The organism is Ideonella sp., from assembly GCF_036277275.1.
GTDB lineage: Bacteria > Pseudomonadota > Gammaproteobacteria > Burkholderiales > Burkholderiaceae_C > Ideonella.
This window is the reverse complement of the sequence record NZ_DASUNH010000150.1, coordinates 1-9,779: the sequence shown is the minus strand read 5'-3', so window position 1 is coordinate 9,779 and position 9,779 is coordinate 1. Positions and strand designations below refer to the sequence as shown.

The window sequence follows — 9,779 nt, the reverse complement described above, 5'->3', positions numbered from 1 at the left end:
CGGCCTGGCGCACAAGCACCTGGGCTCCGAGCTCACGGGCTTCGAGGTGATGGGCAAGTTTGCGCTCAGCCTGGTCGGCAAGCACATGCCGCAGCTGCGCGTGCCCTTCGTCGACGATGCGGCAGTGCCTTACTGCGTGCTGCTGGAGAACTCCGACAACGAATCCGAAGAGCATGCCCGCGGCCGCTTCGAGGCGCTGCTCGAAACCGCCTTCGAGGCCGGCTGCGTCGGCGACGCGGTGGTGGCCGAGAACCTCACGCAGGCGCACCAGCTCTGGCACATCCGCGAAAGCATTCCGCTGGCGCAGGCCGAGGAAGGGCTCAACATCAAGCACGACATCTCGATTCCGGTGTCGCGCATCCCCGCCTTCGTGGCCGAGACCGACGCGCTGCTCGAGCGCGAGGTGCCGGGCGTGCGGCTGGTGAACTTCGGCCACCTCGGCGACGGCAACCTGCACTACAACGTGCAGGCGCCGGCCGGTTCGCACAACGGGGACTTCCTGCGCGAGCACGAAGCGCGCATCAACATGCTGGTCTACGACGCGGTCGAGAAGTTCGACGGCTCCTTCTCGGCCGAGCACGGCGTCGGCTCGCTCAAGATCGACAAGCTCGAGAAGCACAAGTCGCCCGTGGCGCTCGACATGATGCGCGCCATCAAGCGCGGGCTGGACCCGCAGAACATCCTGAATCCGGGCCGGGTGATCCGGATGGAGAAAATCGACGCATGAACCGCCCCATCCGCTCCCAATACGAAGACTTCATGCGTCACGTCGATACCCACGGCGTGCACAAGAGCGACCGCACGGGCACCGGCACCAAGAGCGTGTTCGGCCACCAGATGCGCTTCGACCTGAACGAAGGCTTTCCGCTGGTCACCACGAAGAAGGTGCACCTCAAGTCAATCATTCAAGAACTGCTGTGGTTCCTGACCGGCTCCAGCAACAACAACTGGCTGAAGGAGCGCGGCGTCACCATCTGGGACGAATGGGCGCGCGAGGACGGCGACCTGGGCCCGGTCTACGGCGTGCAATGGCGCAGCTGGCCGACGCCGGACGGCGGCCACATCGACCAGATCGCCGAGGTCGTGAAGACCTTGAAGACCAACCCCGATTCGCGCCGCATCATCGTCAGCGCATGGAACGTGGCCGATCTGCCGAAGATGGCGTTGATGCCATGCCACGCGTTCTTCCAGTTCTACGTGGCAGATGGCAAGTTGAGTTGCCAGCTCTATCAGCGCAGCGCCGACATCTTTCTCGGCGTGCCGTTCAACATCGCCAGCTACGCACTGCTGACCCACATGCTGGCGCAGCAGTGTGACCTCGACGTGGGTGATTTCATCTGGACCGGCGGCGACTGCCACATCTACGACAACCACACCGAGCAGGTGCAGACGCAACTCTCGCGCGCGCCCTTCGCCTACCCGATGCTGAACATCCGCCGCAAACCGGCCTCGATCTTCGATTACGAATACGACGACTTCGAGGTGCTGGACTATCAGCACCACGCGCCGATCAAGGCGCCCGTTGCGGTTTGACTACCATGCTGACGCTCATCGCGGGCGTGGCCCGCAACGGCGTGATCGGGCGCGACAACACGCTGCTGTGGCACCTGCCGGAAGACATGAAGCACTTTCGCGCCGCGACGATGGGCGCGCCGATGATCATGGGCCGCAAGACCTGGGACTCGCTGCCCGAACGCTTTCGCCCGCTGCCCGGCCGCCATAACATCGTCATGACGCGGCAGCCCGGCTTCGTGGCACCAGGCGCGACCGTGGTCGCCAACCTCGATGCCGCGCTGGCTGCGGCGCGGCTCGACAAGCCGGCCCGCGTGTTCGTGATGGGCGGCGAGCAGATCTACCGCGAGGCCCTGCCCCTGGCCGACGAGTTGATGTTGACCGAGATCGAGCGCGACTACGAGGGCGACGCGTATTTCCCCGATTTCGGCCGCGATGCCTTCGGCGAGGTCGAGCGTGAACGCCACGTCGCCGCGCCGCCCAACGACTTCCATTTTTCGTTCGTCACCTACCGGCGCCTGGCGCCCAGGAGCTGAAGCTACATGTCCGGACACGGCTTTCACGTCCACGGCCCGCACGACCATGAACTGGAGCATGCCGCCCAACACAACCCCGAGGGCATGGCCGGCCAGCTGGCGGTGATCACCGCGATCCTGGCGACCATCGGCGCGCTGTTCTCGTATCAGGGTGGCGCGACGCAAGCCAATGCCGGTTTGTTGAAGAACGAAGCGGCGATCAAGAAGACCGAGGCTGCCAACCAGTGGAGCTACTTCCAGTCGAAGAGCACCAAGCAGTCGCTGGCCGAGTTTGCGCGCGACCTGGCACCCGAGGACAGGCGGGCGGCCTACCAGGCCAGGATCGACCGCTACGAGACCGAGAAGAACGACATCAGGAAGCAGGCCGAGAGACTCGACGCCGAGTCGCACGAGAGCGACGCGGCCAGCGAAGCCCAGATGCACCAGCACCATCGCTGGGCGCAGGCCACCACCGCGCTGCAGATCTCGATCGCCATGGCCGCGATCGCGCTGCTGACCAAGCGCCGCTGGCTCGAATGGGCCACGTTGGGTCTGGGCGGGCTGGGCGTTGCGATCGGTGTGGCCGCCTGGTTCCACATCTGAAGACGTGAAATTCTGCAGCCGATCGACCTTCATCGAGGGTTGAATCGGCTGCACAGTGGGCCCGGGGTTGTAAGGGTCCATGAGGGCGGGCGACGAATTCAGACGGCAGCACAGCCGACTCCTGGAATCGCTCATGACCCTCAAGACGCTCACGCTTTCTCTGCTGCTCCCTCTACTGCTGGCCACGACGGCCGGCGCTACCCAAGCGCAGTCCGATTCACCCTCGACACGGCCCACGCTCAGCGGCCACACGTCACGGGGTGAAGAGCTGGACCTAGCTCAATGGAGAGGCCAGGTGGTGTTGGTCTACCTGTGGTCCACCGACTGCCCGGTTTGCCTGGACCGGCTGCCCGAGCTGCGCCGCAACCTCGCGGGCTGGCGCGGCCGGCCGTTCGTGATCGTCGCCGTCAACCAGGACACGCGGATGGCCGACTTCAAGGCGTACGAGCAAGCGCTCGATGCGGTGTCACCCCCAGCGCCGCAGATGAAGCTGGTCTGGCGGCGCGACCCGGCCCACCGCGACAACCTGGGTGACCAACCGGTCCGCCAGCCCACCACGCTGCTGTTGAACCGCGATGGTGTGCTGGTCAAGGAAGTGCGCGGCGGCTGGCCGGCCGGTACCTGGGACGAGATCGCGGAGCTGGTGCTGAACTGAGCCGCCGCATCGACAAGCAGGTCTTGTAGCATCGGCGACCTAGCCCCCGAGAGGTCGCCTTGAAATTCGCCACCTGGAATGTGAATTCGCTGGCCGTGCGCCTGCCCCAACTGCTGGAATGGTTGGCGGCCAATCCGGTCGATGCGCTGGTGCTGCAGGAAACCAAGCTCACCGACGACAAGTTTCCGAAGGCCGAGATCGAGGCCGCCGGCTACCACGTGGTCTTTCACGGCCAGAAGACCTACAACGGCGTGGCGCTGCTGACACGCGGCAACCTCGCCGACAAGGTGATCAAGAACATCCCGAACCACGGCGACGACCAGGCCCGCCTGATCGCCGGCACGCTGGCCGGCATCCGCCTGATCGGTGGCTACTTTCCGAACGGCCAGGCGCCCGGCAGCGACAAGTTCGCCTACAAGATGAAGTGGCTGGACGCGCTGCGCGACTGGCTGCGCGCCGAGCTCGCCGAACATCCGCAGCTGGTGCTGATGGGCGACTTCAACATCGCGCCCGAAGACCGCGATGTGCACGACCCGGTCTTGTGGGCCGGCCAGATCCACTGCACCGACGAAGAGCGCGCGCACTTCAAGGGCCTGCTCGGCCTCGGGCTGCACGACGCGTTCCGACTGTTCGACCAACCGCCCAAGTGCTGGAGTTGGTGGGACTACCGCAACCTCGCGTTCCGCAAGAACCAGGGCCTGCGCATCGACCACATCCTGGTCAGTGAGGCGCTGCGGCCTCGCGTGGCCGCCTGCACGATCGACAAGCTGCCGCGCAAGAACGAACGCCCCAGCGATCACGCCCCGGTGGTGGTCGAGCTCTCGCTGGTTTGAACGATCGCCACCGATGCCGCGGGCCGCGGCGTCCACATCGCCAACACGTTGCCGGCGATCGCCAGCACCACGCCGGCCATCGTCTCGCCGGTCCAGGCGAAGCCTTCGAGCCAGGACGAGACCACCAGCGCGACCAGCGGCGTCAGCACGCCGATGTAGCCAGCGCGTGCCGGGCCGATGCGGTGCACCAGTGTGTAGAACGCGCCGAACGTGACCACCGAGCCGGCCAGCGTCAGGTAGGCCAGCGAGGCGACGAACGGCCAGCTCCAGGCGATCTGCCACGAGCGGCCGGCGACCAATGCGGCGAGCACCGACCCCGCCGCGCCATAGGCCATCGCCCAGCCCAGGGGCGACCACCCGCTGATGCCCTCGCGCTGGTAACGCGCCGACGCGATCGTCGACACCGCCGAGAGCAACACCGCGGCCGCGGTCAGCGCCGCCCCCAGCACCACTTCGGGTGAAGCGCCCAGGCGGCCGAACTCATGGCCGAAAATCAGCGCCACGCCGGCCAGGCCAAGCGAGCCGCCGGCGGCCACGCGGCGTGACATCGGTGTGCCGAGGAACGCCCGCGCAGCCAACATCCCGACCAGCGGCGACGCGGCATAACCCACCGCCACCACACCGCTGACGACGAAGCGTTCGGCGTGGTAGATGAAGATGTAGCTGGCGCACAGCCCCGTCAGCCCCTGCAGCGCGAACATCATGTGCAGGCGTGGCGTGAAACGCAGTTCGAGCTGCCGCCAGCGGCTGTAGCCCAGCAGCAGGGCCCCGGCCATGCCGAAGCGCAATGCGACGCCGACCTCCGGGGCCACGGCGTCGATTTGGGCGGTGATGGCGAACCAGGTCGTGCCCCAGATCAGCACGCAAATGGCATAGAGCGATGTCGTCGACATCGTTCGCAGTGTGTCATGGCCGGCCGATGCGCATCAGCCGACTCACGATCAACCCGTTCGAGCGACGGGCATCGCGACGCCCGTCAATCGTCCAGGCCGAGTTCCTGGATCTTGCGGGTGATGGTGTTGCGGCCGATGCCCAGCTTCTGCGCCGCCTCGATCCGGCGGCCGCGGGTGATGCCCAGCGCGGTGCGGATCATGCGGGCCTCGAACTCACGCGTCAGGCTGTCCCACACATCGTGTTGTCCCGCTTCGAGCCGACGGCGGGCCTCGACTTCGAGGTCGCTGAGCCACCGTGACTCGGCGGGCCCGGTCACTGTCGCCAAACCGGCCGTGTCGACCGGATCGGCGGCGCGCGCCGCCTCGGAGGCTGGCAGGGTCGGCATGGCAGCGGTCGTCGCGGTGGCGCGCTCGGTGGGGTTGTCGGTGCCTGATGCACGCAGGCTCAACTCGGCCGGCAGGTCCTTGGCCTCGATCAGCTGCGCCGGTGCCATCACCGTCAGCCAGTGGCAGACGTTCTCCAGCTGGCGCACGTTGCCGGGAAACTCAAAGCTCTTCAGCATCGTCAGTGCGTCGTCACTGATGCGCTTGGGCTCGACGCCCAATTCCTTGGCGCTCTTCTGCAGGAAAAAGCGAGCCAGCGCGGGCACGTCATCCGAGCGCTCGCGCAGCGGCGGCAGGCGCAGCCGGATCACGTTCAAGCGGTGGAACAGGTCTTCGCGGAACACGCCCTGACGCACCCGCTCTTCGAGGTTCTGGTGGGTCGCCGCGATCACGCGCACATTGGCCTTCAGGGGCTGATGGCCGCCCACGCGGTAAAACTGGCCGTCGCTCAAGACACGCAACAGTCGCGTCTGCAAATCGAACGGCATGTCGCCGATTTCATCGAGGAACAGCGTGCCACCGTCGGCCTGCTCGAAGCGGCCGCGGCGCATCGTCTGCGCGCCGGTGAAGGCCCCGCGCTCATGACCGAAGAGTTCGCTCTCGAGCAAGTCCTTCGGGATCGCCGCGGTGTTGATCGCGATGAACGGGCCCTTGGTACCGGCGTCGCCGCGCGGGCTGTGGCGGTGCAACGCGTGCGCGACCAGCTCCTTGCCCGTGCCGGACTCGCCGGTGATCAGCACGGTCACGTTGCTTTGCGACAGGCGGCCGATGGCGCGGAACACGTCCTGCATCGCCGGCGCCTGGCCGAGGATCTCGGGCACCGGCTGGTGGCGCTCGTCGTTGATCTCTTCGCGCAGGCTCTCGTCGACCGCGCGGCGGATCAGCTCGACCGCCTTGGTCAGGTCGAACGGCTTGGGCAGGTATTCGAAGGCCCCACCCTGGAAGGCCGAGACGGCACTGTCCAGGTCGGAGTAGGCGGTCATGATGATCACCGGCAGCCCCGGCAAGCGCTCCTTGACCTTGGCCAGCAGCTCCAGCCCCGAGCCGCCAGGCATGCGGATGTCGCTGACAAGCACCTGCGGTTCGTCGTCCGCCAAAGCCGTCAACACATCGCGCGGGTTGGCAAAGCTGCGGACCGGCAACTGCTCGCGGGCCAAGGCCTTTTCCAGCACGAAGCGGATGGATTGGTCGTCGTCAACAATCCAGATGGGTTTCATCAAGTTTTTGGCAGTGGTCAGCAAAGGGCCTCCCCAAGCTGACTCGTCCCCTACAGGGGGCGGGCGCCGCTCACGGCGACCTGGGGGTCGATATCAAGGCAACGGAATCACGATCTTGAAAACCGTGCGGCCCGGCTCGCTGTCGCATTCGATCGTGCCCTGGTGTTGCTGCACGAACGTCTGCGCCAGCGTGAGCCCAAGGCCTGAGCCGCCGTCCCGCCCCGACACCAGCGGATAGAAGATGCGATCTCTCAGGTGCTCGGGGACGCCCGGCCCGTTGTCCTGGATATGCAATTCCAATGCCAGTCGATAGCGCTGCTTGCCGATCGTCACCTGTCGGGCGATCCGCGTGCGCAGGGTGATAGTGGCATCGCCTTGCTCGATCCGCTCGGCCAGTGCCTGAGCAGCGTTCTGCACGACGTTCAGCACCGCCTGGATCAGCTGCTCACGGTCGCCGCGGAACTCGGGGATCGACGCGTCGTAGTCGCGCTGCACCCGCAGGCCGCGCGAATGCTCGACCAGCGCGAGCGAACGCACCCGTTCGCAGACCTCGTGGATGTTGACGTCACCCACGACGTGCGGCTTGCGGTGCGGCGCGAGCAGCCGGTCGACCAGCGTCTGCAGCCGGTCGGCCTCGTGGATGATGACCTGGGTGTATTCGATCAGCTCGGGCGTCGGCAGGTCCAGCGCCAGCAGCTGCGCCGCGCCCCGGATGCCACCGAGCGGGTTCTTGATCTCGTGCGCGAGATTGCGAACCAGCTCTTTGGTGACCTCGGCCTGGCCCATCACGCGTTCTTCACGGTCCTGCCGCGTCTGCTGCTCGATCTCGATCATCTCGACCAGGATGCGGCCGCCGATGCGCTCGGTCTGGCTGACGATGATGTGGACCGGCAGCGGCTCGGCATGGCCGACACCGGCACGGCGCAGCGCGCCCTCGAAGCGCCGGGTGCTGAACTCGTTGCGGGCCACGGCGTCCACCGCCTCCAGCAACGCAGCAGGCTCGCGCAGCCACTCGTGCAGCGGGCGTTTGGTCAGGGTGCGGCGCGACACGCCGATCACCGACTCCAGCTGTGCGTTGGCGAACAGGCAGTCGCCCTGGGGCTCGACCACCGCCACCATCGTGGCCAGCAGGTCCAGCGCCTCCAAACCCTTGCTGTCGGCCCGCCGCGCGGCCGCGGCTGCACCGAGGAGTTTCACGTCGGCAACTTGGCCAGTTCGCGTTTGATGGCGGCGATGTCCGCCTCCTGGCGCAGGATGGCGGCCTTCATCTCGGCCACGCGGTCGAGGTAGCGCTGGGCATTGCGCGCCTCGTCGCCGCGGCGCTCGGGCTCGCCGTTGTTGAAGTCGCGCTTCAGGGCTTCCAGCTGCTCCTCGGCGCGCCGCAGCTCGGCCTCGAGGATGCGACGGGCGTCGCTGTCACGGGCCCGTTGTTCGGCTGATTCGACGCGGTCCGTTTTCGGGCCCGATGCGTTGCCGGCCACCGGGCGCGGCTTCGGGCCGGCGATCGTCGTTGGCTGTTGCGCTTCACGCGCCTTGCAGCCCTTGGCCTCGGCCTCCTTCGCGCTCAAGGTGTTGGTGAACACATTGCCGGGACAGATGTAATAAACGGACGGCGATTGCGCCAAGACGCCAGCGGCAGCCAGCGCAAGCGCGGGCAGCACGAACAGATGGCGGGAAATGGCCAGGGTCATCATCGAGCGATTGTGACGCTAAACCCTTCAAACGCCCCAGGCCCCCGCGCCGCCGACCGTTGCAGGAATAAAAAAGGGCGGCCGAAGCCGCCCTTTGCTGAAACCGGCGCCAGGCCGATCACAGCGCGTAGTACATATCGAACTCGACCGGGTGGGTCGTCATGCGGAAACGCTGGACTTCCTGCATCTTCAGGTCGATATAGGCGTCCAGGTAGGCGTCGGTGAAGACACCACCCTTGGTCAGGAATGCGCGGTCCTTGTCCAGGTATTCCAGCGCCTGGTCCAGGCTGTGGCAGACGGTCGGGATCTTCGCGTCTTCTTCCGGCGGCAGGTGGTACAAGTCCTTGGTGGCGGCTTCGCCCGGGTGGATCTTGTTTTCCACGCCGTCCAGACCGGCCATCAGCAGTGCCGAGAAGGCCAGGTACGGGTTGGCTGAAGGATCCGGGAAGCGCGCCTCGATGCGGCGGCCCTTAGGGTTGGCGACGTACGGGATGCGGATCGAGGCCGAGCGGTTCTTGGCCGAGTAGGCCAGCTTCACCGGGGCTTCGAAGCCGGGAACCAGGCGCTTGTAGCTGTTGGTGCCGGGGTTGGTGATGGCGTTGAGCGCACGGGCGTGCTTGATGATGCCGCCGATGTAGTGCAGCGCGAAGTCGCTGAGACCGGCATAGCCGTCGCCGGCGAACAGGTTCTTGCCGTCCTTCCAGACCGACTGGTGGACGTGCATGCCGGAGCCGTTGTCGCCGACGATCGGCTTGGGCATGAAGGTCGCGGTCTTGCCGTAGGCGTGGGCCACGTTGTGGATCACGTACTTCTGCAACTGGACCCAGTCGGCGCGCTGGATCAGCGTGCTGAACTTGGTGCCGAGTTCCATCTGGCCGGCATTCGCCACTTCATGGTGATGCACTTCGACCGGGATGCCCAGCGACTCGAGCACCAGGCACATCTCGGAGCGCATGTCCTGGAAGCTGTCGACCGGGGGAACCGGGAAGTAGCCGCCCTTGACGGCGGGACGGTGACCAGTGTTGCCGTGCTCGAATTCCTTGGCGCTGTTCCAGGAGGCTTCTTCGGACTCGATCTTGACGAAGCAGCCCGACATGTCGTTCTGCCAGCGCACGCCGTCGAACACGAAGAATTCCGGCTCCGGTCCGAAGTAGGCGGTGTCGCCCAGGCCCGAGGCCTTCATGTAAGCCTCGGCGCGCTTGGCGAGCGAACGCGGATCGCGCTCGTAGGGCTTGCCGTCGGTCGGGTCGACCACGTCGCAGGTCAAGAGCAGCGTCGTTTCTTCGAAGAAGGGATCGATGTTGGCCGTGTTCGGGTCGGGCATCAGCAGCAGGTCCGAAGCCTCGATGCCCTTCCAACCGGCGATCGACGAGCCGTCGAAGGCGTGACCGTCGTTGAACTTGCCCTCGTCGAAGTGCGAGACCGGCACGGTCACGTGCTGCTCTTTGCCGCGGGTGTCGGTGAATCGAAAGTCGA

At 66.2% G+C, this 9,779-nt stretch carries 11 protein-coding genes; 6 read left to right on the top strand and 5 right to left on the bottom strand.

Annotation, left to right across the window (positions count from 1 at the left end):
• From VFY73_RS26015 to xth, 6 genes are all read left to right on the top strand, one after another.
• A partial coding sequence (locus tag VFY73_RS26015; protein WP_329724363.1) for an FAD-binding oxidoreductase occupies window positions 1-727 on the top strand: 727 nt, incomplete at its 5' end.
• Window positions 724-1,533, top strand: a complete 810-nt coding sequence (locus VFY73_RS26010) for a thymidylate synthase (protein WP_329724361.1) — start codon at window positions 724-726, stop codon at window positions 1,531-1,533. The genes VFY73_RS26015 and VFY73_RS26010, both read left to right, overlap by 4 nt.
• Window positions 1,534-1,538: 5 nt before the next feature.
• On the top strand, window positions 1,539-2,048 hold the full coding sequence (locus VFY73_RS26005) for a dihydrofolate reductase (RefSeq protein WP_329724359.1): 510 nt from the start codon (window positions 1,539-1,541) through the stop codon (window positions 2,046-2,048).
• Window positions 2,049-2,054: 6 nt separating this feature from the next.
• A complete protein-coding gene (locus tag VFY73_RS26000; protein WP_329724357.1) occupies window positions 2,055-2,630 on the top strand; it encodes a DUF4337 domain-containing protein in 576 nt (191 codons plus the stop codon).
• 133 nt (window positions 2,631-2,763) lie between these two features.
• Window positions 2,764-3,285 carry a TlpA disulfide reductase family protein gene (locus tag VFY73_RS25995; RefSeq protein ID WP_329724356.1) on the top strand — a complete coding sequence of 174 codons (522 nt, stop codon included), beginning with the start codon at window positions 2,764-2,766 and terminating at the stop codon, window positions 3,283-3,285.
• A gap of 59 nt (window positions 3,286-3,344) precedes the next feature.
• On the top strand, window positions 3,345-4,118 hold the full coding sequence (xth, locus tag VFY73_RS25990; protein ID WP_329724354.1) for an exodeoxyribonuclease III: 774 nt from the start codon (window positions 3,345-3,347) through the stop codon (window positions 4,116-4,118).
• Here xth and VFY73_RS25985 read toward each other — a convergent pair.
• The 5 genes from VFY73_RS25985 to glnA form a co-directional block, all read right to left on the bottom strand.
• Window positions 4,082-5,011, bottom strand: a complete 930-nt coding sequence (locus tag VFY73_RS25985; protein ID WP_329724352.1) for a DMT family transporter — start codon at window positions 5,009-5,011, stop codon at window positions 4,082-4,084. The genes xth and VFY73_RS25985 overlap by 37 nt on opposite strands.
• 83 nt (window positions 5,012-5,094) lie before the next feature.
• On the bottom strand, window positions 5,095-6,612 hold the full coding sequence (gene ntrC, locus VFY73_RS25980) for a nitrogen regulation protein NR(I) (protein ID WP_329724350.1): 1,518 nt from the start codon (window positions 6,610-6,612) through the stop codon (window positions 5,095-5,097).
• A 93-nt stretch (window positions 6,613-6,705) separates the two neighbouring features.
• Entirely contained in the window at window positions 6,706-7,809 is a 1,104-nt protein-coding gene (glnL, locus tag VFY73_RS25975) for a nitrogen regulation protein NR(II) (protein WP_329724348.1), read from the bottom strand.
• The gene (locus tag VFY73_RS25970; protein ID WP_329724346.1) at window positions 7,806-8,306 is read right to left on the bottom strand and encodes a hypothetical protein; all 501 of its coding nucleotides are present in this window, start codon (window positions 8,304-8,306) and stop codon (window positions 7,806-7,808) included. The genes glnL and VFY73_RS25970 overlap by 4 nt, the downstream gene beginning before the upstream one ends.
• A gap of 115 nt (window positions 8,307-8,421) precedes the next feature.
• Window positions 8,422-9,779, bottom strand: a 1,358-nt coding sequence (glnA, locus tag VFY73_RS25965) for a type I glutamate--ammonia ligase (protein WP_329724344.1), incomplete at its 5' end; no start/stop codon positions are given.